The 23,787-nt window shown below is 73.1% G+C and carries 25 protein-coding genes; 8 read left to right on the top strand and 17 right to left on the bottom strand.

Annotated elements, in window-relative coordinates:
• The first annotated feature begins 17 nt into the window (after nt 1–17).
• Nucleotides 18–863 (top strand): glycosyltransferase, encoded by an 846-nt coding sequence (locus tag Mco01_RS09030; protein WP_204056425.1) that lies wholly within the window; start codon nt 18–20, stop codon nt 861–863.
• Here Mco01_RS09030 and Mco01_RS09035 read toward each other — a convergent pair.
• The 5 genes from Mco01_RS09035 to rfbB all read right to left on the bottom strand — a co-directional run bounded on the left by Mco01_RS09035 (nt 858) and on the right by rfbB (nt 5,761).
• Nucleotides 858–2,030, bottom strand: coding sequence for a hypothetical protein (locus Mco01_RS09035; protein WP_204056426.1), 1,173 nt, complete (start codon nt 2,028–2,030; stop codon nt 858–860). The genes Mco01_RS09030 and Mco01_RS09035 overlap by 6 nt on opposite strands.
• Before the next feature lie 49 nt (nt 2,031–2,079).
• Nucleotides 2,080–2,841 (bottom strand): WecB/TagA/CpsF family glycosyltransferase, encoded by a 762-nt coding sequence (locus tag Mco01_RS09040; RefSeq protein ID WP_204056427.1) that lies wholly within the window; start codon nt 2,839–2,841, stop codon nt 2,080–2,082.
• Between the two features lie 70 nt (nt 2,842–2,911).
• On the bottom strand, nt 2,912–3,766 hold the full coding sequence (rfbD, locus tag Mco01_RS09045) for a dTDP-4-dehydrorhamnose reductase (protein ID WP_239103447.1): 855 nt from the start codon (nt 3,764–3,766) through the stop codon (nt 2,912–2,914).
• Entirely contained in the window at nt 3,763–4,785 is a 1,023-nt protein-coding gene (locus tag Mco01_RS09050) for an endonuclease/exonuclease/phosphatase family protein (RefSeq protein WP_204056428.1), read from the bottom strand. Before Mco01_RS09050 ends, rfbD begins: the two co-directional genes overlap by 4 nt.
• A gap of 4 nt (nt 4,786–4,789) precedes the next feature.
• Nucleotides 4,790–5,761, bottom strand: coding sequence for a dTDP-glucose 4,6-dehydratase (rfbB, locus tag Mco01_RS09055; protein WP_204056429.1), 972 nt, complete (start codon nt 5,759–5,761; stop codon nt 4,790–4,792).
• A 222-nt stretch (nt 5,762–5,983) separates the two neighbouring features.
• Between rfbB and Mco01_RS09060 the strand changes: the two genes are divergently transcribed.
• Nucleotides 5,984–6,904, top strand: a complete 921-nt coding sequence (locus tag Mco01_RS09060; protein WP_204056430.1) for a phytanoyl-CoA dioxygenase family protein — start codon at nt 5,984–5,986, stop codon at nt 6,902–6,904.
• Here Mco01_RS09060 and Mco01_RS09065 read toward each other — a convergent pair.
• Nucleotides 6,894–7,958, bottom strand: a complete 1,065-nt coding sequence (locus Mco01_RS09065; RefSeq protein WP_204056431.1) for a glucose-1-phosphate thymidylyltransferase — start codon at nt 7,956–7,958, stop codon at nt 6,894–6,896. The genes Mco01_RS09060 and Mco01_RS09065 overlap by 11 nt on opposite strands.
• A gap of 1 nt (nt 7,959) precedes the next feature.
• Nucleotides 7,960–9,429 (bottom strand): sugar transferase, encoded by a 1,470-nt coding sequence (locus Mco01_RS09070; RefSeq protein ID WP_204056432.1) that lies wholly within the window; start codon nt 9,427–9,429, stop codon nt 7,960–7,962.
• A 570-nt stretch (nt 9,430–9,999) separates the two neighbouring features.
• On the opposite strand from Mco01_RS09070, the gene Mco01_RS09075 reads away from it, so the two are divergent.
• On the top strand, nt 10,000–10,755 hold the full coding sequence (locus Mco01_RS09075) for a crotonase/enoyl-CoA hydratase family protein (RefSeq protein WP_204056433.1): 756 nt from the start codon (nt 10,000–10,002) through the stop codon (nt 10,753–10,755).
• 13 nt (nt 10,756–10,768) lie between these two features.
• Here the strand turns inward: Mco01_RS09075 and Mco01_RS09080 are convergent, their stop codons facing one another.
• From Mco01_RS09080 to Mco01_RS09090, 3 genes are all read right to left on the bottom strand, one after another.
• Nucleotides 10,769–11,134: a hypothetical protein gene (locus Mco01_RS09080; protein ID WP_036325401.1), complete on the bottom strand. Its 366-nt coding sequence runs from the start codon at nt 11,132–11,134 to the stop codon at nt 10,769–10,771.
• A 64-nt stretch (nt 11,135–11,198) separates the two neighbouring features.
• Nucleotides 11,199–11,813 carry a GntR family transcriptional regulator gene (locus tag Mco01_RS09085; RefSeq protein WP_204056434.1) on the bottom strand — a complete coding sequence of 205 codons (615 nt, stop codon included), beginning with the start codon at nt 11,811–11,813 and terminating at the stop codon, nt 11,199–11,201.
• Nucleotides 11,814–11,853: 40 nt separating this feature from the next.
• Nucleotides 11,854–12,783, bottom strand: coding sequence for a DMT family transporter (locus Mco01_RS09090; protein WP_204056435.1), 930 nt, complete (start codon nt 12,781–12,783; stop codon nt 11,854–11,856).
• A 193-nt stretch (nt 12,784–12,976) separates the two neighbouring features.
• Between Mco01_RS09090 and Mco01_RS09095 the strand changes: the two genes are divergently transcribed.
• On the top strand, nt 12,977–15,169 hold the full coding sequence (locus tag Mco01_RS09095) for a sensor histidine kinase (RefSeq protein WP_204056436.1): 2,193 nt from the start codon (nt 12,977–12,979) through the stop codon (nt 15,167–15,169).
• A complete protein-coding gene (locus Mco01_RS09100; protein ID WP_204056437.1) occupies nt 15,166–15,519 on the top strand; it encodes a DUF742 domain-containing protein in 354 nt (117 codons plus the stop codon). Before Mco01_RS09095 ends, Mco01_RS09100 begins: the two co-directional genes overlap by 4 nt.
• 6 nt (nt 15,520–15,525) lie before the next feature.
• Here Mco01_RS09100 and Mco01_RS09105 read toward each other — a convergent pair whose 3' ends face one another.
• The 5 genes from Mco01_RS09105 to Mco01_RS09125 all read right to left on the bottom strand — a co-directional run bounded on the left by Mco01_RS09105 (nt 15,526) and on the right by Mco01_RS09125 (nt 19,902).
• Nucleotides 15,526–15,930 (bottom strand): hypothetical protein, encoded by a 405-nt coding sequence (locus Mco01_RS09105; RefSeq protein ID WP_204056438.1) that lies wholly within the window; start codon nt 15,928–15,930, stop codon nt 15,526–15,528.
• A gap of 82 nt (nt 15,931–16,012) precedes the next feature.
• Complete coding sequence (locus Mco01_RS39005) at nt 16,013–16,525, bottom strand: hypothetical protein (RefSeq protein WP_239103448.1); 513 nt, start codon at nt 16,523–16,525, stop codon at nt 16,013–16,015.
• Between the two features lie 75 nt (nt 16,526–16,600).
• The gene (locus Mco01_RS09115; RefSeq protein WP_204056439.1) at nt 16,601–18,133 is read right to left on the bottom strand and encodes a hypothetical protein; all 1,533 of its coding nucleotides are present in this window, start codon (nt 18,131–18,133) and stop codon (nt 16,601–16,603) included.
• A 146-nt stretch (nt 18,134–18,279) separates the two neighbouring features.
• Complete coding sequence (locus Mco01_RS09120) at nt 18,280–19,146, bottom strand: Sua5/YciO/YrdC/YwlC family protein (protein ID WP_204056440.1); 867 nt, start codon at nt 19,144–19,146, stop codon at nt 18,280–18,282.
• A 75-nt stretch (nt 19,147–19,221) separates the two neighbouring features.
• On the bottom strand, nt 19,222–19,902 hold the full coding sequence (locus tag Mco01_RS09125) for an NAD(P)-dependent oxidoreductase (RefSeq protein WP_204056441.1): 681 nt from the start codon (nt 19,900–19,902) through the stop codon (nt 19,222–19,224).
• A 99-nt stretch (nt 19,903–20,001) separates the two neighbouring features.
• On the opposite strand from Mco01_RS09125, the gene Mco01_RS09130 reads away from it, so the two are divergent.
• Complete coding sequence (locus tag Mco01_RS09130; protein WP_239103449.1) at nt 20,002–20,370, top strand: winged helix-turn-helix transcriptional regulator; 369 nt, start codon at nt 20,002–20,004, stop codon at nt 20,368–20,370.
• Nucleotides 20,371–20,418: 48 nt separating this feature from the next.
• Here Mco01_RS09130 and Mco01_RS09135 read toward each other — a convergent pair whose 3' ends face one another.
• Nucleotides 20,419–22,014: an FAD-dependent monooxygenase gene (locus tag Mco01_RS09135; RefSeq protein ID WP_204056442.1), complete on the bottom strand. Its 1,596-nt coding sequence runs from the start codon at nt 22,012–22,014 to the stop codon at nt 20,419–20,421.
• Nucleotides 22,015–22,101: 87 nt separating this feature from the next.
• Here Mco01_RS09135 and Mco01_RS09140 point away from each other — a divergent pair, with 87 nt between their 5' ends.
• On the top strand, nt 22,102–22,575 hold the full coding sequence (locus Mco01_RS09140; RefSeq protein WP_239103450.1) for a MarR family winged helix-turn-helix transcriptional regulator: 474 nt from the start codon (nt 22,102–22,104) through the stop codon (nt 22,573–22,575).
• A 72-nt stretch (nt 22,576–22,647) separates the two neighbouring features.
• Here the strand turns inward: Mco01_RS09140 and Mco01_RS09145 are convergent, their stop codons facing one another.
• Nucleotides 22,648–23,226, bottom strand: a complete 579-nt coding sequence (locus tag Mco01_RS09145) for a TetR/AcrR family transcriptional regulator (RefSeq protein ID WP_204056443.1) — start codon at nt 23,224–23,226, stop codon at nt 22,648–22,650.
• An 85-nt stretch (nt 23,227–23,311) separates the two neighbouring features.
• Here Mco01_RS09145 and Mco01_RS09150 point away from each other — a divergent pair, with 85 nt between their 5' ends.
• Nucleotides 23,312–23,770 (top strand): nuclear transport factor 2 family protein, encoded by a 459-nt coding sequence (locus Mco01_RS09150; RefSeq protein WP_204056444.1) that lies wholly within the window; start codon nt 23,312–23,314, stop codon nt 23,768–23,770.
• The last annotated feature ends 17 nt before the right edge of the window (nt 23,771–23,787 follow it).

Consider the following 23,787-nt stretch of genomic DNA (forward strand, 5'->3'; position numbering starts at 1 on the left):
CGTCCATACTGCTCCCTGTGACGAGCGTCGTGATCCCCGCGCACAACGAGGCGCGGGTCCTTGGCCGCCTCCTCTCCGGGCTGCTCGACGACGCCCGGCCGGATGAGCTCGACATCGTGGTCGTCGCGAACGGCTGCACCGACGAGACGGAGTCCGTCGCGCGGGCGCACGGCGTGCGCGTGGTGACCACCCCGGTGCCCTCGAAGCGGGAGGCGCTGCGCCTCGGCGACCGGGCCGCCCGCGGCTTCCCCCGGCTCTACGTGGACGCGGACGTCACGTTGAGCACGGCAGGCGTCCGCGCGCTGACCGCTCCCCTGGACGGCTCCGGCACGCTGCTCGCCACGGCTCCCGAGCGGGACCTGGCGCTCGCCGACCGGCCGTGGGCCGTCCGCCTCTACTACGCCGTCTGGACGCGCCTGCCGCACGTGCGAGCGGGCCTGTTCGGGCGGGGCGTCATCGCGGTGACCGAGGAGGGCAACGACCGGATCCGGTCGCTCCCCGCGGTCATGGCCGACGACCTGGCCGTGTCCCTGGCGTTCGCCGACGACGAGCGCGCGGTGGTGGCGGGGGCGCGGGCCGGCATCCAGACCCCCCGCACGTTCGCCGACCTGCTGCGGCGCCGCGTCCGCGCGGCGACGGGCATCCACGAGTGGGAGCAGGTCAGCGGCTCGGGCGGCCCGTCCGCGCGCACCACCGTGGGAGACCTCGTCGGGATCGTCCTGCGGGAGCCGTGGCTGCTGCCCGCCGCGACCGTCTTCGTCGGCGTCACCGTCCTCGCGCGGGGGAGGGCGCGTCCCGCCATCCGCGCCGGCGACTACACCACCTGGCTGCGGGACGACAGCAGCCGGGCGACAGGGTCATGACCCGTAGGCGCTGAGGTCGGACAGCCAGGCGTACAGAAGCCAGCCCAGCTCGTACGGGCGGCACTCGCGGTCGATGGCGACCGGGGGGTAGAGCCGGTCGAGCGTCGCGAGCCGGGCCGCGGGGTGGGCGCGGGTGGCGACCGCGCGCAGCCCCCGCACCAGCTTGCCGGGGTCGTCCCTGGCCGCCTTGCGCCACGTCAGGCCGAGGCCCGTGTCGATGAGGGGCTCGTCCGTCTCCGGCCGTTCGGTCATCCAGAGCACGCCCGCGGCGATCTCCCGCAGGTGGGCGGCGCCCCCGGCGTCGGCCAGGTCCAGCAGGGCCATGGGCGCCATGGCGAGCTGGTGGACGCTGTAGACGGGGTAGCCCTCGACGACGGCGCCCGAGCGGGCGTCGTAGTGCCACCACCACTGCCCCTGCTCGCCCTGGGCCTCGCAGATGCCCTCGGCCACCTGCTCGGCGGCCGCGAGCGCGGCGGGGTCGCCGAGCGCGGCGTGCAGCCGCGCCAGCGCCTGCAGAGGGTAGACCTGGTCGGCGAAGCAGCCCACGTGCGCCCGGTACCACGGCACCAGCGGCCCGGACGACGGGCCGAGGACGTGGCGGTACAGGCGGTCGGACGCCAGGCCCGCGAGCAGGCGGTCGCGGGAGCGCTCCAGCTGTCCGTCCAGCCCCGGGTCGGCGCCGAGCACCGACCGCGCGGCGACGAGCGCCGCCAGCGCCCAGGCGGCCTCCACCGTGAACACCTGGCCCTGCGACGAGGACGCGTCCAGCTCGGCCAGCCGCCGCAGCGCGACGCCGAGGCCGGGGTGCCCCGTCTCCGCGGCCGCCCAACAGATGAGCGCGGCGTCGCCCAGCCCCTCCACGGCGGGGAGGCGCTCGACGAGACGGCCGGCGAGGTCGAGGACCGTGTCCCCCGCGAGTGCCGCCCGGCGCCGCTCCTCCGGAAGGGCGGCCACGCCGAGCGCCGCGATCGCCGTGTAGCGGACGCTCCGCCCTTCGGGGACGGCGTCCCACGACCCGTCGGGCCGGCGGACGCCGCGCCGGGTGAACACGAACTCGCCGTCCACGTATCCCGGGGGCAGGCCGCGTACCGCGAGGTCGACCATGTCCGACACCAGGTCGGCCGGCGCTCCCGGGCCCAGCATGGCGATTCGGCGGTGCTGCGTCACGTTTTCACTCCAGAGGCCGTCGGCGGTACTCGCTTGACCGGGTCGTGTACTAGTCACGGCCGCGGCGCATCAGGCCGACGGCCACCAGGAGGAGGAACCTCCCGTTGGTCTTGAGATAGCGGGGGCCCAGGCGGACCGGCTCCTGCAGGAGACGGTACAGCCATTCGAGCCCCAGGCGCTGCCACGTTCGCGGCGCCCGCCGGGTCCGTCCGGACAGGACGTCGAAGGACCCGCCGACACCATGGATGACCTTGGCTCCGGTGGCCTCGCCCCAGTCGCGGACGAAGATCTCCTTCTTCGGCGAGGTGATGCCGAGGAACAGCATGTCCGCCCCGGAGTCGGCGATCTCCCCGGCGACCAGCGCCGAGTCCTCCGCCGGGAAGTAGCCGTCGCGGGCCCCGGCGACGCGCAGCGCGGGGAAGCCGCGCCGCACCTCCTCGACCAGCAGGGCCAGCACCTCGGGCGTCGCCCCCAAGAAGTACGGCCGGTATCCGCGCCGCTCCCCCTCGGCCAGCAGCTCCACGAACAGGTCGATCCCCGCCACCCGTTCCGGCAGCGGGTGCCCGAGCACGCGGGCGGCCCACACGACGGCCTGGCCGTCGGCGAGGATCAGGTCGCAGTCGAGCACCGACCGGCGCAGCGCCGCGTCCGTCCGCATGTTGACGATCTTCGCCGCGTTGACCACGCCGATCGTCAGGCGTCCGCCGCCGTCGACCGCGTCCACGCAGGCCGCGACGGCCTCCCGCATCGTCATCGCGTCCAGGTCCGTGCCCAGGACCGACCGCCTGCGCGCCCGCCCCGGCGCCGTCATCCGGCCATGGCCCGTTCCACCCGTCTTCGCGATTGCCGTCCGTGGAATATCGGCCGCACGCCCCCAAACGTCACACGATTCGGGTCAGGCGTGGCCACGCGTCGTGCAGCGCCTCGCGCCAGTCCCGCATCGGGGCCATCCCCGCCCGCCCCCACGCCGCGTGCCCCAGAACGCTGTAGGCGGGGCGCGGGGCGGGACGCGGGAAGTCGCGGCTGGTCGTGGGCCTGACCCGGTCGGGATCCGCGCCGAGCAGGCGGAAGATCTCCCGCGCGTAGCCGTACCAGGTCGTGCGGCCGGCGTTGGTGCCGTGGTAGACGCCGGGGGGCGCGCCCGAGCGGCCCAGCAGGACGATCCGCCCGGCCAGATCGGCCGTCCAGGTCGGCTGGCCGTGCTGGTCGTCCACCACGGAGACGGTGTCCCGCTCGCCGGCGAGGCGGATCATGGTGGTCGCGAAGTTCGCGCCGTGCTCGCCGTAGAGCCAGGCGGTCCTGACGATATGGCCGCCGTGGCTCAGGGCCGCCCGTTCCCCCGCCAGCTTGGTCCGGCCGTACGCGTTGACGGGGTCGACCGGCTCGTCCTCGGCGTACGGCAGACGGGCCGTGCCGTCGAAGACGTAGTCGGTGGAGATGTGGATGAGCTTCGCGCCGTGGCCCGCGGAGGCGGCGGCGAGCCGGCGGACCCCGTGGCCGTTCACCGCCAGCGCCTCCTCCTCGTGGGCCTCCGCCTCGTCGACCGCCGTCCACGCCGCGCAGTTGACCACGACGTCCGGTTTCACGTCCTCGACGGCGGCCCCGGCCGCGCGCGGGTCACGCAGGTCGAGGTCGCGCCGGGCCAGGGGGACGACGTCCTCGCCCTCGTGCCGGAGCAGGGTCACGAGGTCGGCGCCGAGCATGCCTCCGGCGCCGGTCACCATCCACCTGGTCACGACGCCGCCGGGAGCGTGATGTCGGTGACCACCGCACGATGGTCGGTTCCCGGCAGCGCGGACGTCGCGAAGCTCCGGATCGCGATGCGGGAGTCCGCGAGCAGGTGGTCGATGGCGACCTTGGGGAAGAACCACGGCTGATCCAGATACGGCCAGGTCATGGCCAGCCCCTTTCCGGTGACGTCCGCCGCGTCCCGGTAGCCCGTCGCGATCAGTTCGCGGAGCACCGCGTGGTCGAGCGTGGAGTTGAAGTCGCCCGCCAGGACGCGCAGCCGCCCGCCCGCCGGGGGAAGCGCCCGGATGCTCGACGCCCAGCAGCCCGAGCGCCAGCCGCCGGACGGCGCGCACGCGTGCACCGCGACGACGCTCACCTCCCGCCCGTCCGGCAGAGTGAGCAGCGCGGGGATCTGGCGCGGCCCCTCACCCGGCAGCGGCGGGCCGTCCGCGCGGAGGGGCAGGCGCGAGTAGACGGCCGACCCCTGACCGTCCGGCTCGGGCGCCGACACCCGGTACGGCAGCAGCCGCGCGACGCCGGCGCGGTCGAGCGCGGCCGACGTCTCCGGGGTGAACTCCACCATGACGAGCACGTCCGGGCGGTGCCGCCGCAGCGCGTCCATCAGGGCTCCGGCGGGCACGGAGCCGTGGTAGAGGTTCGCGGACAGCACACGCAGCGACGGGCCGTCCGCGGGCGGGTTGCCGTCGGGCAGGGCCCGCGGCAGGACCGCCGCCGCGAGGGACGCGGTCACGGCGAAGGCCGCCACGGCCGTCGCCCGCCGGCGCAGCCCGACCGCGGCGAGGAGCGGCACGAGCGAGGCCGCCGCGGCGTACGGCGTGAACGACACCGCCTGGGACCACCGGAACTTCGGCTCGGCGCCGACCAGCCTTAGCCCCGCCCACCCGGCGAGGGGCAGCAGCACCAGCCAGAGCCCGATGCCGGCCAGCCGGCGCGCGTCCGCCGCCGCGACGGGCGCCGTCCGGGGAGGCGCCGCCGGTGGCCGGGACGGTCGCACGGAGTCCACGTCGTCACCGGCGGCCCGCGCGCAGCGGCTTCCACCACGCCGGATGGTCCAGATACCACTGCACGGTGTCCGCCAGTCCCTCGTCGAACGGCACCCGGGGCGCGTATCCCAGGGCGCGGAGCCTGCGGTCGTCGAGGGAGTAACGGCGGTCGTGTCCCTTGCGGTCGGGGACCCGCTCCACCAGCTCCGGCGCGGCGCCGAGGAGGTCGATCAGGCGCCGCGTGAGCTCGAGATTGGTCAGCTCGGCCGTGCCCGCGATGTGGTAGACCTCGCCGGGCTCGCCCACCTCGGCGACGAGCTGGATGCCGCGGCAGTGGTCGTCCACGTGGATCCAGTCGCGGACGTTGCCGCCGTCGCCGTACAGCGGAACGGGCCGTCCCTCGATGAGGTTGGTGACGAACAGCGGGATCACCTTCTCCGGGTACTGGTAGGGCCCGTAGTTGTTCCCGCACCGCGTCACGGACACCGGCAGCCCGTGTGTGACCGCGTACGCGCGGGCGATCATGTCGCCGCCCGCCTTCGAGGCCGAGTACGGCGAGCGGGGCGCCAGAGGAGCGCTCTCGTCCCAGGACCCGGTCTCGATCGACCCGTAGACCTCGTCGGTGGACACCTGGACGACGCGGCCCACCCCAGCCGTCAGACACGCCTCCATCAGCGTCTGCGTGCCGAGCACGTTGGTCCGGACGAAGTCCGCCGCGCCGTCGATCGACCGGTCGACGTGGGACTCGGCCGCGAAGTGGACGACGACGTCGTGCCCAGGGACGACCTCGGCCAGCAGCGCCGCGTCGCACACGTCGCCGTGCACGAACGCGTACCGGCCCTCGACCGGGGCCAGGTTGGCACGGCTACCGGCGTAGGTGAGCCGGTCGAGCACCGTCACGGACGCCCCGGCGAAGGCCGGGTAGCCGCCGGACAGCAGCGTGCGGACGTAGTGGGAGCCGATGAATCCGGCCCCGCCGGTGACGAGAACTTTCACAGGAGATCCACACCCGTCCTTCAGCTGGAACGTTTGGAGATTGTGCCGCACGGTGCGGGAGTGACGCTTCACAGGATAAGCGCCGCGGGGGCGAGGATTTGGCCGTCACGAAATCCGTACACCAGCGAAACATACGAGAAAATATCGGCAAGGTGATGCGCATCTGATTCATGGCGCGTAAGAATGACATCGGCCATCCTCGACGAGGGAGAAACTCCACCGATGACCACGCTCTTTTCCAACAGTGAAATGGACGACGAGGAACGGCGAGCCCATCTCTACGCCGGCGACGTGTTCGTCTACCCGGCCACTCCGTCCTCGACGGAGCTGATCGGCTTCGCCCGGGAGCTCATCGAGGACGCGTTCGGCGGCCTGGATCCGGAGACGGCCCAGTTCGAGATGCCGGTGGAGGGGTTCGCGGCGCTCCTCGCCGATCTCAAACCCCGTTTCATCCACCACCCGCAATGCAAGAAGCTCCTGCCGATGGTGATCGAGGAGATCGGCTGTTCGCTCGAGCACACCTACTTCGACGTGCCCCGGCTCCGCACGTCCACCTCCCACGACTACCTCACCTCCGGAATTTCCTACGCCTTCCATCCGCACCGCGACTGCTGGTACTCCGCGCCCTTCAACCAGATCAACTGGTGGATGCCGATCTACCCGGTCGTCCCGGAGAACGTGATGACGTTCCACACCCGTTATTTCGACCGTCCCGTCGCCAACGGCAGCGCCCGGTACGACTACGCGGAGTGGAACCGCACCAGCAGGCACACGGCCGCCCGGCACGTTCACGGGGACACCCGCGAGCAGCCGAAGCCGGAGGAGGAGATCGAGCTCGATCCGCAGCTCCGCGTGGTGCCGGAGGCGGGCGGCTTCATGCTGTTCTCCGGCGCCCAGTTGCACTCGACCGTCCCGAACACCTCGGGCCGCACGCGGTTCAGCATCGACTTCCGCACGGTGAACATCGACGACGTGCAGGCGCGCCGGGGCGCCGCGAACGTGGACGCCGCGTGCACCGGCACGACCCTGCGGGACTTCGCGCGCTGCGCCGACCTCACCCCGATGCCCGAGGAGCTGGCCCGCGCGTACGAGGCCGAGGCCCTAGCCCGGGAGGGCCGCGATCCGGACGCCGTCACGAGCTGATCTGGACCTTGCTGTGGTCCCCCAGCACCAGGCGATGCGCCTTCGGCGTGTCGGGTGCTGGGGTGACCTCGACGTCGTGGCCGATCAACGAGGCCTCGATCCGGCGCACCCCTCTGATGGAGGCGCGCGGCAGCACGATGGAGTACTCGATCTCGCTCCCGCTCAGCACGCAGTCGGCGCCGATCGAGGTGAACGGGCCGACGTACGAGCCGGTGATGACGGTCCCCGCGCCCACGACGGCCGGTCCGACGATGCGCGAGCCGCGCACGACGGCGCCGGCCTCGACGACGACGCGCCCGATGAGCTCGCAGTCCTCCACCTCGCCGTCGATCCGGCGCTCCACCGACTCCAGCACCAGCCGGTTGACCTCCAGCATGTCGGCGACGTTGCCGGTGTCCTTCCAGTAGCCCGAGATCACGGAGGGCTCGACCACGTGCCCGTTGTCGATGAGCCACTGGATGGCGTCGGTTATCTCCAGCTCCCCCCGCCAGGACGGCTTGAGCTCCGCCACCGCCTCGTGCACGGCCGGGGTGAACAGGTAGACGCCGACAAGGGCGAGGTCGCTCTTCGGCTCGCGCGGCTTCTCCTCCAGACGCACGACGCGGCCGTCCGCGTCGAGCTCGGCGACGCCGAAGTGGCGCGGGTCGGACACCCGGGTCAGCATGATCTGCGCGCTCGGCCGCGACCCCCGGAACCGCCCCACCAGGCTCTCGATGCCCCCGACGACGAAGTTGTCGCCGAGGTACATGACGAAGTCGTCGTCGCCCAGGTAGTCACGGGCGATGAGGACCGCGTGCGCCAGCCCGAGGGGCTCCTTCTGCCGGAGATAGGTGGCCTGCAGCGAGAACCGGGACCCGTCGCCCACGGCGGCCTCGATCTCGGCGTGGGTGTCGCCCACCACGATGCCGACCTCACGGATCCCGGCCGCGGCGATCGATTCCAGCCCGTAGTACAGGACCGGCTTGTTGGCCACCGGGACGAGCTGCTTGGCCCGCGTGTGCGTGATGGGACGCAGGCGGGTCCCCGAGCCGCCCGCCAGGACGAGAGCCTTCACCTCAGTACGCCCCGTCTCCGCGGGTGACCGCCGACCAGGTCTTCCACAGCACCTGCAGGTCCAGCATGAGCGACCAGTTCTCCACGTAGCGCAGGTCGAGGCGGACCGACTCGTCCCACGACAGGTCGGATCTGCCGCTCACCTGCCAGAGCCCCGTCATGCCCGGCTTGACGACGAGGCGGCGGCGCACGTCCACGCCGTACTGCTCGACCTCGGACGGCAGCGGCGGCCGCGGGCCGACGAGGGACATCTCACCGCGCAGCACGTTGATCAACTGGGGCAGCTCGTCGATCGAGTAACGGCGCAGGACCCCGCCGACGCGGGTGATCCTTGGATCGTTCCTAATCTTGAAGAGCACTCCGTCCGACTCGTTCCCGTCAAGAAGGACCCGCTTGAGCCGCTCGGCGTCGACGACCATGGTGCGGAACTTGAGCACCTTGAACTCGCGCCCGTGCCGCCCGACCCTGACCTGGCGGAAGAGCGCCGGGCCCGAGCTCGTGGCGCGGATCACGACCGCGATCGTCAGCAGCGGCACGACGAGGACGGTCAGCGCGACCGCCGCGACCACCCGGTCGAACGCGCTCTTCACGAACTGGCGGGCGCCGTCCAGATCCGGATGCTGCACGTGGAGCAGCGGCATGCCGGCGACCGGCCGCACGCTCACCCGGGGGCCCGCGACGTCCATGAGCGCCGGGGCGACGAACAGGTCGGCCCCCCGCGACTCGATGCCCCACGCGAGGCGGCGCAGCGCCGCGCCGTCCAGCTCGGGGCAGGCGAGGACGGCCACGGCGTCGGCGGACACCTTGTCGACGACCGAGGGGACGTCGCCGAAGTCGCCGAGCACCGGCACCTCGTCGACGTCGAGCGTCCGCCCCCGGTCCTGCGGATCCGGCAGGCACGCCGCGACGACCCGCATCCCGTGGTACGGCTGCCTGCGGAACTGCATCACCAGGTCGAGCACCGACGCGCAGTGCCCGACCGCGACGACCCGCCGCAGGTACTCTCCCCGGGAGCGCGACCGGTGCAGGCGCTTGCGCATCCGATGGCGGAACACGAGCGTGACGAACGTCGCCAGCGGGATCATGGCCATGACGTAGCTCCTGGCCACCGTGGTCTGCGTGACGTACGCCCCGATCGCGACGGTCGCCACCAGGCCGAAGCCCCCCTGCGTGACGGCGCGGAACTCGTCGGTGCCCTCGCCGTGCGCGGTCCTGCGGTAGCTGCCGACCAGGCCCATGACACCGGGCCACAGAACGGTCAGAGTGACGCCGAAGATCAGGTCGACCACCGGGATGAACGCCCCCAGGGCGAGTCGCGTCCCCTCGACCGCGCCGAACGCGAGGATCGAGCAGATCAGGTCGCCGATCACGAGCACCCGGAAGTACGACGCCGTCGCCGTGCCGCTGTATCTCCGCGTGCCGTCGTTCCGTGGGACATCTCGCGTCTGGGGCAGCCCCAACCGCGTCTCCATCTATCACGCCCCTCGTCGTCGGACTCCGCAGACGATGACACCCGTTGAGCCACGCGGGTTGACGGGAAACACAAGAATTTCACGATCAGGCACTCGGTCTCGATAGTAAAGAGGGAGCCTCGAGTGGGGAATAACGATCACTGTCCACAAGCGGTCGCAGTGAAGCTTCCGGAATGACTTGACGGAACGGTCCAACGATGCCAGTTTTGACGGCTTCCGCGAAATGACACCAGATGTATGCCGACTCGTGCCCAGCCGAAAATCCGGGCATCCGCCCAGGTCGGGAGCGGCCCCGTGCCGCCGGGCCAACAACGGCGCAGCCCACACGGGCCGCCTCGCGTCTGGCAGGCCGTCAAACGGACGCCGACTATGCCACAAATCAGAGGAATACGGACCTGGAACGCCACGAGCGGCCCGGACTCTTCGTTGATCGAAATCAGCGGTGATGATCGGCGGCCCGCGGAACTCGACGAATATCAGTGACGGAATTGTAAAGAGCCGTGTGTCCTTTCGGCCGTGACCGGAAGCGCGGCGGTGCCGGAGCCCTCTGGCCGAACTACATTCGGCGGCATGTCCGTGCGCATCGACCGGGACGGCCCGGTCACCACAGTGATCCTGCATCGCCCCGAGGTCCGCAACGCCGTCGACGGGCAGACGGCCGCCGCCCTCGCCGACGCCTTCCGTGCGTTCGAGGCCGACGAGACGGCGTCGGTCGCCGTCCTGTGGGGAGACGGCGGCACGTTCTGCTCCGGGGCCGACCTGCACGCGGTGGGCGGCGAGCGCGGCAACCGGATCGAGCCCGGCGGCGACGGGCCGATGGGGCCCACCCGGATGCGGCTGTCCAAGCCGGTCGTCGCGGCCGTCGAGGGCTACGCGGTCGCGGGCGGGCTGGAGCTGGCCCTCTGGTGCGACCTTCGGGTCGCCGCCGAGGACGCGACGTTCGGGGTGTTCTGCCGCCGCTGGGGGGTGCCGCTCATCGACGGCGGGACCGTGCGGCTGCCCCGGATCATCGGCACGGGACGGGCGCTCGACCTCATCCTGACCGGACGGGCCGTCTCCGCCGCGGAGGCGCTGCGGATGGGCCTGGTCACCACGGTGGTCCCGCCGGGGACGGCGCGCGAGGCCGCGGAGGAGCTGGCCGCCCGGCTCGCGGCGCTGCCGCAGACGTGCCTGCGCGGCGACCGGATGTCGGTGCTGGAACAGGAGGGGCTGGCGGAGGAGGAGGCGCTGGCCGCAGAGTTCCGGCACGGCCTGGCCACGTTGCGCGCCGAGAACCTCGCCGGCGTCGAGCGCTTCCGCGCGGGCGCCGGACGGCACGGCGCCTGAACGGCGCCCCGGGTCAGTCGTACTCGAGGTCGGGTAACGGTGAGGGCGGGTCGGGGCTGCGCCACACCACCACGTATCCGTCGGCGGCGGCGCTCTCGACGGCCGTGCTGAGCCGGTCGAGGTCGAAGTCGGGCAGGTACCGCAGCCGGGCCAGGAAGGTCGCGTCGGTGGCCGACCGGGGGACGACGCACCCCTCGCCCTCGCGGTCGAGCAGCACGATGAGAACGTCGCCTGCCTCGTCCGCGCGTCCGTGACCGCCGACCCTGACCTCGACGACGTCCTCCCACGCGAGGGCCTCGACGCTGCCGTCGGCGTAGTGGCGGGTCACGCCCTCTTCCGTCACGTACACATAGGAATCCGGCACTGGGTTGCCGTGCATGGCCGCGATTGTGACGACTTGAACGTGCCGCCCGCAAGAGAACGGCGGGGCAGGCGGGCAGATGTCACGATTCGCGCCACCGCAGGTGCTCGCCGACCGCCCGCCTGGCCTCCTCCGGCGTCCCCTCGGCGATCACCCGCAGCAGCCCGGCGTGCTCGGCGGTCAGCTCGTGGCGGTCCTCGTAGACGTGCCGCAGCCCGACGATGCCGAGGCGGGTCTCCGCGGCCAGCGAGCCGTACAGGCGGTCCAGCCGTGGGCTGCCGGCGGCGGCGACCAGCGCCTCGTGCAGCGCCATGTGCTCGGCGACCACGTCGGCCCACGGCGCGTCCGGCGGCAGCCCGGCCAGCCGGTCCAGCGCGGCCTCGGCGGCCGCGACCCGGCGGCCGGCGACGGCCTCGGCCATCAGCTCCTCCAGCGGCCTCCTGACGTACATCAGGTCGGCGAGGTCGGCGGCCGTCACGACGGGGACGTACGCGCTGCGGTTGCGCTCCCGGCGCAGCAGCCCCTCGTGGACGAGCACGGCCAGCGCCTCCCGCACGGTCGGGCGGGCCACGCCGTACCGCGCGGACAGCTCCTGCTCGGGCAGCGCCGCGCCGGGCTCGATGTCGCCGGACAGCACACGCTCCCGCAGGGCCGCCGCGAGCGCCTCCACGGCCGACACGGGACGCAACGCGGTCACGACGGCCGACCTCCGGCTCCTGCGGGCGAACGGGCGACGGTCACGACGACGAGCTTAGAGGCGCGGGAGCCTGTTCCACACGGTCCCCCTCCTGCCCCGTGACGGCCTTCCCCTTCTCCGGTACGGCGACCGCGACGAGGCTCAGCGCGAGCAGCACAAGACCCGCCCACGAGACGGCCGACAGGTGCTCGCGCAGCAGCACCAGGCCGAGCAGCGCCGCCACCGCCGGCTCGGCGAGCGCGAGCGTGGCCGCCGTGGCCACCGGGGTGGTCCGCAGGCCCCTGCCGTACAGGAAGTAGGCCAGGGCGGTGGTCGCGCAGCCGAGGTAGAGCGCGGTGAGCAGGCCGCGCGGGTGTGCCACCCAGCCGGGGCCGGTCGCCACGAGGACCGGGACCGTGATCACCGCGGCGCCGCCGAACAGCGCGCCCATGACGGCCGACGACCGGGCGCCCCTGCCGATGGCCCGCGCGGCCGTCACGGCGTAGAAGGCGTAGAGGAGGCCGCCGAGCAGGGCGAGGGCGACCCCTCCGGCGTCCGCGCCGCCGGCGGCGCCCCCGGTGACGAGCACGGCGCACCCGGCGATGGCCATCGCCGTGCCCGCCGCCCACCGGCGTGTGGGCACGGACCGCTCCACCAGCCAGGAGAGCAGTCCCGTGAAGACGGGCCCGCTGCCGACGGCCACGACCGTCCCGATCGCGACCCCCGTCCTGGCGACGGCAGCGAAGAAGCACAGCTGGTAGGCGGCGACGGCCACGGCTCCCAGGGCGAGAACGGCGACGCTCCCCCTGCCCGGCGCGGACGACCCCGTACGTGCCGCGGCGGCCGCGGCGGCGAGCACGGTCCCGCCGAGCACCAGGCGTGCGGCGGCCAGCGAGACGGGCGGAGCGTCCGCCAGCGCCCCGGCCGTGCCCGCCGTTCCCCAGAGGACCGCGGCGGCCACCACCGCGAGCGGACCGGATCCCTTCGTCATGCCAGAGATTGTCTGACAACCAGACAACCGCTGGCAAGTTATGGCCCGCGGCCCGAAATGTCAGAGAACGTTCCAGGAAGACCGTTACCCGGAATTACGGTCTAACTTGTTAAGAATGATCCCTGGTGGCGCAGCTCACCGATTGCTAGTGTTTCGGCACTATTAACACAGGTATCACCGACGGGCGGGTCTCATGGCTGGTCGGAAACGGTCCATACGCTTCAAGATCTTCGCGATCCTGCTCGTGCCGGTCACCGCTCTGGTGGTCATCTGGGGGTTCACCGCCACTCTGACGGTCCAGCGAGGCCTTGAGCTGCTGCGGATCCAGACCGTCTACGACAACGTGGTCGTCCCCACCCAGACGCTCATCTCCGAGTTGCAGCGCGAGCGGTTCCTGTCGGTCCACTACCTCGCCACGTCCGGCACCAGCCACAGTGAGCTCGACGACCAGCGCCGGCGAACCGACGCCGCGGCGGAGCAGCTGGGACGGGTCTCGCGCAATGCCGCCGACGAGACGCCGCCCGCGATGCGCGACCGGGTGGAGCAGCTGGTCCGGCAGGTCGGCAGGCTCGACGACGTACGCGACAAGGTGGACGACCGGTCGCTGTCGCGGCTGGACGCCATCGAGCAGTACAGCGACGTCGCGGAGATCGGCTTCCAGGCGTACGACCGGCTGATGATCTCCCCCGACCTCGACCTGGTGGAGCAGACGAAGGCCGTCATCCTCATCGGGCGCAGCCGCGAGATCGCGAGCCAGCAGTCGGCCCTCGTGACCGGGGCGCAGGTCACGGGCCGGATGAGCACGGACGAGCGGGACGCGTTCTCCGGACTCGTCGGCAAGCGCCGGCTGCTCTACCAGCTCGGCGTCGGCCAGCTCGACTCGGAGCTGGGCCGGCCGTTCCTGAGCCTGAACGCCTCCCCCGTCTACACCACGTTCCTCGGGATGGAGAACGAGGTGATGACGAGGGTGCGGGCCGGCCAGCCGCTGCCGCCCGACGCGATCGCCTGGCCCACGTCCGCCGAGGCGCTGATCCACTCGCTCACCGACCTCAGCGGGTCGGCGAGCAAGACGCTGGCCGACCGGGCCGTCCCCCTCGCGCGCGGCGTCCTGTGGAACATCGGCATCGCGGGCGTGCTCGGCCTCGCCGCGGTGCTCGCCACCGGTTTCGTCTCCGTCCGGTTCGCGCACCGGCTGACGCGCGAGCTCATCGGCCTTCACACGGCCGCCCGGACGCTCGCCGACCAGCGGCTGCCCTCCGTCGTGGAGCGGCTGCGGCGCGGCGACGACGTCGACGTGGCGGCCGAGACGCCCACCCTCGTCGAGGGAAGCGACACCCGCGAGGTGGAGAACCTCGGCCAGGCGTTCGGCTCGGTCCAGCGCACGGCGGTCGAGGCCGCGGTCGGCCAGGCCGACCTGCGCAGGGGCGTCAACAAGGTCTTCCTCAACCTCGCCCGCCGGAGCCAGTCGCTGCTGCAGCGCCAGCTGTCCATGCTGGACGGCCTGGAGCAGGAGATCACCGACCCCGACATGCTGGAGCGGCTGTTCGGCGTGGACCACCTCACGACCCGCATGCGCCGCCACGCCGAGGGTCTGATCATCCTGTCCGGCGCCGCCCCCGGACGCGGCTGGCGCGACCCGGTGAGCCTGTACGACGTGGCCCGCGCCGCCGTGGAGGAGGTGGAGGACTACCTGCGGGTGGACGTCCAGGTCCCCCACGGGCACGCCCTGGCCGGCGCCGCCGTCACCGACGTCGTGCACCTGCTGGCCGAGCTGGCGGAGAACGCCACGATCTTCTCTCCGCCGCACACCCGGGTGCAGATCCGGGGCGAGATGGTGGCCCGGGGCTTCGCCATCGAGGTGGAGGACCGCGGCCTCGGCGTCGCCCCCGAGGAGATGCACCACCTGAACGAGCGGCTGTCGAACCCGCCCGAGTTCGACCTGGCCGACAGCGACCGGCTCGGGCTGTTCGTCGTCGGCCTGCTGGCCCGGCGGCACGGCATCCGCGTCTCGCTGCGGCCCTCGCCGTACGGCGGGACGAGCGCGGTGGTGCTGCTGCCGAAGGAGCTCGTGGTGCAGAACCGGGTGACGGACTTCTCGGTCGAGCGGCTCGTGCCGCCGGCGCCCGCCCCGGCGCCCGCGCTGGCCCTCACCCCGCTCGGCGACGGCGCGGACGAGCAGGCGCACGACGGCGGGGAGGACGCGCTGCCCCGGCGGGTGCGGCAGGCGAGCCTCGCGCCCCAGCTGCGGGAGGAGCCCCGGCCGGGACCGGACGTGTGGTCGCGCGAGGAGCCGGGAGCCGGTGGCGAGCGGCGCTCCGACGAGGAGTCGCGCGACCTGTTCTCCTCGTTCCAGTCCGGCTGGCGGCGCGCACAGGAGGAGTCGTGACAGAGCAGGAGTTCGGGCCGCTGCTGCGGCCCTACACGCTCACGCGCGGCCGGACGCGTCCCAGCGGGCCCGACTTCGACCTGATGACCATCATCAGGACGGCCCCTTCGGCGTACGGGCGGACGGACGGGTTGAACCCCGAGCACCTGCGGATCCTCCACCTGTGCCGGTCCCCCGCGTCGGTGGCCGACCTCGCCTCGGACCTGGGCCTGTCGCTCAACGTCGTCCGGATCCTGCTGAGTGACCTGCGCGAGCAGGGCCTCGTGACGGCCCGCCCGCAGGCGACGGTCGCCCAGCTGCCCGAGGAGCGCATCCTGCGCGAGGTGATTCAGGGGCTCCAGGCGCTCTGACCGGCGTCACAGCTCCGGTCCGCAGTCCTCCAGGAGGTCGCCGACGTGCCGCCGGGCGGGGACGGTGAGCTCGTCGACGTACCGGTCGAGCAGCTCGGCCAGCCGCCGGACGTCGGGCGTCTCCACGAGCGGGAGATCGAGGTAGGTCTCCTCCCCGTCGAGGACCAGGTCGCCCCTGACCGTGAACGCGCCGTCGGCCAGCCCGACGTTCACCTCGAAGACCAGCTCGTGCCCGGGGAGCTCCAGCTCCGCGCCGAGCCGCGCGACGGAGCCGGCGAGGTCCGAGACGGCCCTGGATCGGACGTGCGGGAAGTGGTCCTGGGAGAGGGATCGGCCCATCTCGGTGAACCGTGCCGCCGTACGCATCAGGACTGTCAGGAGTTCGGCGGCGCCCTGGCTGTTGGCGTCCACTCCCGCAGGGTAGATCACGCACGAATCAGGGTTGGCCAGAATATTCAGGTTTCACCGAATTTCCTTCGGCGGACCTCCGGGATCAGCGGAACGCGTAGCACTCGACCTCGGCGCGGCGGTAGGTGATGCCGCCCTGCACCGACTCCTCGACGCAGGCCTTCTGGCGCGGGTTGAGGGTGAGCTCCCCGCACACCGAGACGCCGGAGTACGTGCGGCAGTCGAGGGACGGGTTGGCCGCGCCGACGCGGTACTTCTCCTTCACCGCGGCCCGGCAGGCGCACCGCGCCTCGTGGGTGTCGGCGAAGCGGCACTGGTCGAGGAGGATGTCGAACTGGCTCCTGCTGACCTCCACGCGCTCGGGCCGTCCGCCCTCCTCTCCCTTGGACAGAGAGCTCTGCTCACCGGGCCGGGCCTCCTCCGCCTGCCCGGTCTGCTCCGCCTGCCCGGCCGCCTCCGTCGCGGCTTCGCAGGGCTGATCCTGCTGGCGCTGGCGCTCGGCCTGCGGCTGGGTGCGGGGCGGGTGGCCCGCCCCGGCGGCGACCGTACCGAGCATGGTCATCGCGGCGAACACGGCGACAGCGACGATCTTCCTCATGGCGATCCCCCCCAGGTGTACGTACCCATCAGGGGAAGAAGCGATGTTCGCGCAGGTGGAACCGTCCTTCCGCCGTCAGGACGTCGCGCGGAGCGCCTCGCGGTCCGCGGCCCGGCGGAACGACCGCCGCAGCAGCACGACGGCGAGGACCAGGACGAGGACACAGGACAGGACGGCGGCCGCCACGGCCCGGCCGTGGTCGTCGATCCACCCCGCGCTCCACGCGTAGAACGGCCAGTACACGGCGACGGCGGTGAGCGGGGCCGGGACGATCACCGGCGGACGCGACGTACCCGAGGATCCCCAGACGGCGATGAGGGCGACCAGCCCGCCCAGCGCCATCAGCAGGCCCAGGGCGCGCAGCGGGAGCTGCTCGAAGCGCTCCAGCTCGAGCACCATCAGCATGCCGCACCAGAGGAACGCGGACGACACGGCGAAACCCGCGAAGGACGCCTCGGGCCAGCCCGCGAAGCCCAGCAGGACGAGCAGCACGAGCAACCCGGCCAGGAAGGCGACCCCCGTCTCGTCGCCGATGAGGTCGCCCGGTCCCGTGAGCGGGAGGGCGGCCTGCTCCGACAGGCCGTCGCCGTACTCCGTGAACCCCAGCCGGTGCCACCGCCCGGCCGGATCGCGCAGGACGACCCCGTCGGGCCCGTTCGCCACCGCGACCACATGTCCCTCGGGGACCGGCAACACGGCCAGGGCCACCGAGGCCATCTCGTCGTCGGCGTACTCCTCCAGGGTCGTTCCGCCGAAGACGTGCTGGTGTCCGCGCTCCAGCCAGCGCTGCCGTCCGGGGGAGATCTCCCATGCCGTCGACCAGGTCGCTCCCGCGTCGTCCGACTGCTCGACCTTCAGCCGCCGCGGCACGACGCGGTAGCAGCGGCGGGGTTCGCCGGGGACGCAGGCGCTCGTGCGCGACGGCCCGGTCGCCATGCCGTTCCAGGTATGCCAGGTGCGGCCCTCGTCGCTCGACGCCAGGGTCGCATCGGGCCCGCCGAATACGACGATCACCGCGTCGTGCGCCTCCACATGCGTGGCGGACGGCGGGATCGGCAGGGCGGAGGTCGCGGCGACCGCGACCACGGCCGAGGGCAGCCCGAGCAGGAGCCGGGCCCGCCGCGCTCCGCGAGCCGCCGCGGACGGGCGCAGGGCGCGGGCGCGCACCAGCCACGCGAGCCCCAGGGCGGGCAGCGCGGCCAGGTCGGTCGGGTCGGGGACCACCCGCGCCGACCGCGTCACCGCCTCCCACATCCGCTCCGCCAGCAGGGCGCCGGCCGGGCACGCCTTGACGAGCGCGAAGCCCACGCCGACCAGCACCGTCGCCGCCACCGCCGCCCGCCGTCCGGCCGCCGCGGACGGGTCCGCCGTGCCGTCCGGAAGCCGCAGGACCCTCCGGACGACGGCCGCGCGTGGAACCGCCGACACGAGGAACGCCAGCAGCGGAGGCGCGACCAGCAGCCCCGCGACGTCGCTCAGCTTCCCCGTCAGCGCTCCCGGCCAGGCGGCCTTGAGCACGTGGTCGTTCACCAGCAGCACCGCCACCGCGGCCAGCGTCACCGGATGGCCCAGCCACGCCGCCGCGCTCCCGTCCCTGTGTCCCGCCACGCCGCACCTCGCCCCGTCTCCGACGGCCTCTCCCCTTGGACGGCGGGAGACGGAGGGCGAAGGGTACCGAGGTGTACCGATTCGACGACGGCTCGATCACGAGGCCCGGATCGCGAGTGTGGGAACCCGCCCGCCGAGACGGCCGGTCAGGCTCCGGCGGCGGGGAGCCACCACTCGGGCAGCCCCTCCCCCGGCGCCGCGGGCAGCCCCTGCTCCATGTCGTCGAGCCCGCCGCCCACGCCCAGCACCCCGTCGTACGGCCAGGGACCGGCCTGGTCGCGGCGGTCCCACACGGCGAGCGGCGCGTCCAGGCGGGCGGTGACGAGGTGGTGCAGCGGGGTGCGCGGCAGGAAGACCTCCACGTCGGGCGTCCCCCGCCAAAGCTTGCGGGAGACCTCGTGGTCGCGCACCCGTAGCAGCACCGAGGGCTCGGCGCGCTCGACCAGGGCGGCGATGTCCGGCGGCGAAAGGCTCGCGATCTGGCGGGCCGCGGAGACGTTCCGGACCAGGACGCGCGGCCGGGCCGGCGTCCCGTCCATCCGGGCGAGCGCGTACTCGGCCCGGGCGTCGCACACGATCTGGTCGGCGAACATGTCGCGGACCGCCACGACGGAGCCGGCCTGGATGGCCGCCACGGCCGCCGACAGCGCGTCCTCCCCGGTCAGGCAGCCGTACCGCGGCCGGGGGCCGCAGGCCGCGCAGCCGGTCGAGTCGGCGGCCGAGCGGCGGCCGCCGGGACGGCGGCACTCCTCCACGCAGTCGGCGCACAGGTCGGCCAGCCGGACGCGGGGCGCGTCGAGCCCCGGCCCGGGCGTCGGGACGCAGTCGCGACAGGAGACGAGGGCGTAGCCGTGACGCCTGCCGGCCGGGTCGAACAGCTCGCGTACGCACGAGGGACAGGTCCGGTGCTCTCGCGGCCGTGCGGCGGTCCCCGGCCCCCGGCCCCCGGCCGCGGGCACCGCCCGTGCCCCCTGCACGGCGTGGCCGGGCACAGGGAAAGTCGAGGTGAGCATGGCATCCGCCCCTGCCCGGACCGCGGTCGCCTAATCACCTCTTTCACTTTCCTCACAGTGGCTCCTCCGGGCGGATCAGCCGGTCTCGACGCCGACGTGGACGCGGTGGTGCCGCGGCGCGTCGATCTCGTCGAGCAGGGCGATCGCGAAGTCGGCGTAGGAGATCCGGCTGTCCGCGGCGGCGGAAGCGGTGCGGTACCGGCCCGTGCGGTCGCCGCCGTGGTCGAAGTCGCCGGCCGGGCTGAGGACGACCCAGTCGATCGGGGTGTCCGCGGACCGCAGCGCCTCGTCGCCCGCCGCGTGCCCGAGGGAGAACGCGCGGTACTCGCCGGGGTAGCCGGGCGTGTCCATGAGGAGCGTCCCCGAGGCCGTCTCCAGCACGGACGCGAGACCCACCACGACGAGCCGCCGGACCCCGGCCCGGCCCAGCCCGTCGAGCAGGGCGCGGGCCGCGGCCGGGAAGAACTCCCCGGGCGGCGCTGCGAGGTCGGCGGCCGCCCCGATCGCCGCGTCGTGCCCGGCCGCGAACTCCGCGACCCGGCCGGCGTCGGTGACGTCCCCCGCCACCACCCGCACCTCGCCCCCACCGCCCTCGGACGCCGCACCGCGCCCTGCCGTGGGTCCGTACGCGCCGAGGCCGGGATGCCGGGCGGGGTCGCGGACGACGGCGGTCACACGGTGACCGCGCCGCAGGGCCTCGCGGACGGCGGCCCGCCCCGCCCTGCCACCCGCGCCGAAGACGATGACGTCACCCATGGGCACCCCTTTCACCGGGCCGGACGCCGGTCGCCGGCCGATGCCGCCGACCGTAGCCGGGCACCCGGTTACCTCCGGGATACCGGCTAGCGTGGACGCGTGCTCCCACCGCTGGATCCCGAGATGTTCGACCCCCTGTGCCCGTCCGGCCTGATGCCGATGCGCATCGGCGACAAGTGGGCCGCCCTGATCATCCGCTGCCTGGAACAGGGGCCGCGGCGGTTTTCGGAGCTGCGGGTGCCGCTGCGCGGCATCTCGGCCAAGGTCCTCACCGCCTCGCTGCGCGCGCTCGAGCGCGACGGCCTGGTCAGCCGCACGGTCGTCGCCGGGCCCGCGCAGCACGTCGAGTACGGGCTGACCGCGCTCGGGCGCAGCATGATCGAGCCGATCGACGCGATCTGCGCGTGGGCCGAGGAGCACTGGGACGAGCTTCTCGACGCCCGCGAGTCCGGCGCCCGGCCGTCCTGACCGCGGCGGCCCGATCCCGGCCGCCTCGGCGGCGGAGGCGGACCGGATTCAGCCGAGGGCCAGGACGTGCCGGAGGGCGCGTTCGAGGTCGCCGGGGCCGGCCGCGCCTGGGCACCGCCACGCGACGATGCCGTCCGGGCGCACGAGGACGGCTCCCGCCTCGGTGATGCCGTAGGCAGCGGGGAACCGGCCGTCGACGTCGCGCGGCCCGTCCGCCCCGCCGACGGCGTGGACCGCCACCGCCACGCCGAGCGCCCGTTCGGCCCGGCCGGCCTCGTCAGGCCAGTCCCGCCCGCCGGCCGTGAGCAGGACGAACCCCGTACCGACCAGGTCGCGGGCCGAGATGGTCTCGTCTCCGCGGGCCAGCCGTACGTGGGGGGCGCGCGATCCCGGGCGGCCCGACGGCCTGGACGGGTCCTCGAACAGCGGAGCGCCGCCCTCCTCGGGGACGAAGGCACCTGCCGGGCAGACGTAGCCGAACAGCCCCACCATGGGGTCGAGGATCTCGGCCTCCGTCCCGTCGCGCAGGTGCGGCGACTGCCTATCGATCATGTTGGCGTACTGCTGCTCGGCCAGCGCCTCGGCGTACGGACGGCGCTCGGCGTCGTGGCTCTCCAGCAGGCGCGGCCCGGCCGTCCCGGACAGGACGGCGGCCAGCTTCCAGGCCAGGTGGTAGCCGTCCATCACGGCCGCGTTCCCGCCCTGGCCGCCGGTGGGCGGCATGAGGTGGGCGGCGTCCCCGGCCAGCAGGACGCGCCCGGCCTGGAAGGTGTCCGCGACCCGGGTGATGTGGTCCCCGGACGACGACCAGGCGGCGTCGGTGATCTTCACGTCGAGCCCGGGGACGCCGCAGGCGACCCGGACGATCTCCACCAGCCGTTCCTCGTCCGGCTCCTCGTCCGGCCCGAACGGCAGGGCGAGGACGTAGCGACCGGGGTAATCGGTGGTGACGACCGTGGCGGCGCGGGCGGGCAGCGCGGGGTTCTGCAAGTAGAACAGCCCGAAGGCGGAACCCTGCAGCGCCACCGCGATGTCGGCCTCGAACTGCAGGAACATCGTCCGTCTCGACTGGGGCGCGAGGCGTCCGTGCACGGCGACGCCCGCCATGTCGCGGACCGCCCCCTTGTGGCCGTCGGCGCCGACGAGGTATCTCGCGGTGACCGTCCGCCGGTCTCCCGTCGACACCTCGTGGAGCACGGCGGTGACCTTCTCGTCGTCCTGCCGGAACGATTCCAGCTCCGTCGAGAACCTGATCTCCGCACCCAGGTCGGCGGCGCGGGCCGCCAGGATGCGCTCGGCCCGTTCCTGGCTCGCGGCCGCGAACGGCGCCGGGGACAGGCTGGAGAAGTCGGGCATCTCCATGACGAAGTCCTTCATGACCGGGCCGGTGACGGTCTCCGCGATGACGATCACGCTGGTCTCGCCGCCCAGCGGGGCGGCCTCGACGAAGCGTTCGGCGACCCCGGCCGTGGCGAGGGCCTCCATGGTCGCCGGCATCTGCCCCCGGGCCTTGGGCTGGACGGACAGCGTGGGATGCCGTTCCACGACCACCGACGGCACGCCGTGGACGCCGAGGAACACGGCCGTGGACAGCCCTGCGAGGCCGGCCCCCACGACCAGCACCGGGATCGTCTCGTCTCTCATGCTCGTCTCCTCCGTGCTAGGTTGGTTCGAAGGACAGGAAATTTCGATGCGTCGAGACAATTCGAGATATTACGCGTTGGAGGGCGAGTGTCAACAGGCCGGCGCGCCGAGGTTCTGCGGGCTCTGAACGAGGCGATGCAGGACAACGCGGGGCGAGGGGTGATCATGCACCAGGCCATCGCCGCCCACTTCGGCCTCGGTCCGACCGACCTGAAGTGCCTCGACCTGGCCCGGCACGAGCACGAGCTGACGGCGGGACGGCTGGCCGAGCTGACCGGCCTCAGCACGTCGGCCGTGACCGCGCTCCTCGACCGGCTGGAGCGTGGCGGCTTCGTCGAGCGGCACCGCGACGCGGCCGACCGCCGCAAGGTCCTGGTGCGCTCGACGGGACGGCACGAGGCGGCGCTCAACGAGATCTTCGGCCGGGTCGCGAACGCGTTCGGGGCGGTGGCCGACGACTACGACGACGAACAGCTCGAACTGATCACCGGGTTCATCCTGAAGCTCAACGAGACGGCCCAGGACTTCGTCGCGACCCTCGTCCACGACCTGTCGGACTGACCGAGGTCTCTCCCCCGGAGACGCCCCCCGACCGGCCCGGTCAGGACCCTTCGGCGGTGAGGTCGGGCCCGGTCAGGACTCTTCGGCGGCGGCGTCCGGCCCGGTCAGGGCGACCAGGGCGGGCCGTACGATCTTGGCGAGCCGGTCGGCGGGGACGTCCCGCAGGGCCGTGAGGTCGAGCAGCTGGTGCGCGATCGTCACGCCCAGCATCGTGCTGATCATCAACGCCGCCCTGAGCTCGGCGTCCCGGGCCGGGATGGCGGCGCCGAGCTGCCCCACCTGCTCGTCCAGGCGGGCGCGCACCCCTTCGGCCGCCTCGGGGTGCGTGAGCATCGAACGCATCATCGCCAGCGAGGCCTGCGGGATCGGCCCGATCTTGATGACGACCCTCGCCAGCAGCTCCTCGACCAGCTCGTCCAGGGCGCCGTTCAGCGGCGGGATCGCGGGGATGCGCACGGCCTGGTCGAACAGCTCCTGCTTCGAGCCGAAGTACTGCATCACGAGCGCCGGGTCCACCTCCGCCATGGAGGCGATGGCCCGGATGGTCGCGCGCTCGAAGCCGCGCTCGGCGAAGACCGTCCGCGCGGCGGACAGGATCCGCTCCTCGGTCCGGCGCCGGCGCTCCGCGCGGCTGGTCGGCGTCTCCTCCACGCCATGACTCTACCGACGTTGACCAAGGCCGCCGTTTCGCTCTACAGTCGTTGAGTCAACAACCGTTGAGTGAACGGAGCGAACGATGGCGTCCCCTCGCACCCCGCGTGAGGTGCTCTCCCTCTTCCACCGGGCGATGGTCGCGAAGTCGGCCGACGACCTCGCCGACCTGTACGCCATGGACGGGACCCACGAGTTCCCGTTCCGGGCGCCGGGGTTCCCGCCTCGTCTGGCCGGACGTGAGGAGGTGCGCGCCTGCTACCGCGCCGCGTGGGGCGCGAGCCCGGTCCGGCTCGCGGAGATCCACGACGTGGTCGTGCACGAGGCCGCCGACTCCGAGGTGATCGTCGGCGAGTGGCACGGCACCGGGACGGTGGGCGCCGAGGGCCGGCCGTTCGCGGCGTCCGGGCTGCTGATGTTCCGCGTGCGCGACGGCGAGATCGCCGAGATGCGCGACTACATGGACGTCTTCGGCACCTACCACGCGATGGGACGCCTGAAGGACGTCGTGGCCGCCCTGGACGCCCCCGCGGCGACCGCCTGACCAGGCCGGCCCGGGGA

It is taken from the genome of Microbispora corallina (assembly GCF_016863035.1).
Taxonomy (GTDB): Bacteria; Actinomycetota; Actinomycetes; order Streptosporangiales; family Streptosporangiaceae; genus Microbispora; species Microbispora corallina.

What these genes read in the sequence shown, in the direction of transcription:
- Mco01_RS09040 (WP_204056427.1), bottom strand. Translation starts at nt 2,841, where the DNA reads ATGACGGCGCCGGGGCGGGCGCGCAGGCGGTCGGTCCTGGGCACGGAC.
- Mco01_RS09060 (WP_204056430.1), top strand. Translation starts at nt 5,984, where the DNA reads ATGACCACGCTCTTTTCCAACAGTGAAATGGACGACGAGGAACGGCGA.
- Mco01_RS09070 (WP_204056432.1), bottom strand. Translation starts at nt 9,429, where the DNA reads ATGGAGACGCGGTTGGGGCTGCCCCAGACGCGAGATGTCCCACGGAAC.
- Mco01_RS09075 (WP_204056433.1), top strand. Translation starts at nt 10,000, where the DNA reads ATGTCCGTGCGCATCGACCGGGACGGCCCGGTCACCACAGTGATCCTG.
- Mco01_RS09080 (WP_036325401.1), bottom strand. Translation starts at nt 11,134, where the DNA reads ATGCACGGCAACCCAGTGCCGGATTCCTATGTGTACGTGACGGAAGAG.
- Mco01_RS09090 (WP_204056435.1), bottom strand. Translation starts at nt 12,783, where the DNA reads ATGACGAAGGGATCCGGTCCGCTCGCGGTGGTGGCCGCCGCGGTCCTC.
- Mco01_RS09095 (WP_204056436.1), top strand. Translation starts at nt 12,977, where the DNA reads ATGGCTGGTCGGAAACGGTCCATACGCTTCAAGATCTTCGCGATCCTG.
- Mco01_RS39005 (WP_239103448.1), bottom strand. Translation starts at nt 16,525, where the DNA reads ATGAGGAAGATCGTCGCTGTCGCCGTGTTCGCCGCGATGACCATGCTC.
- Mco01_RS09120 (WP_204056440.1), bottom strand. Translation starts at nt 19,146, where the DNA reads ATGCTCACCTCGACTTTCCCTGTGCCCGGCCACGCCGTGCAGGGGGCA.
- Mco01_RS09125 (WP_204056441.1), bottom strand. Translation starts at nt 19,902, where the DNA reads ATGGGTGACGTCATCGTCTTCGGCGCGGGTGGCAGGGCGGGGCGGGCC.
- Mco01_RS09135 (WP_204056442.1), bottom strand. Translation starts at nt 22,014, where the DNA reads ATGAGAGACGAGACGATCCCGGTGCTGGTCGTGGGGGCCGGCCTCGCA.
- Mco01_RS09150 (WP_204056444.1), top strand. Translation starts at nt 23,312, where the DNA reads ATGGCGTCCCCTCGCACCCCGCGTGAGGTGCTCTCCCTCTTCCACCGG.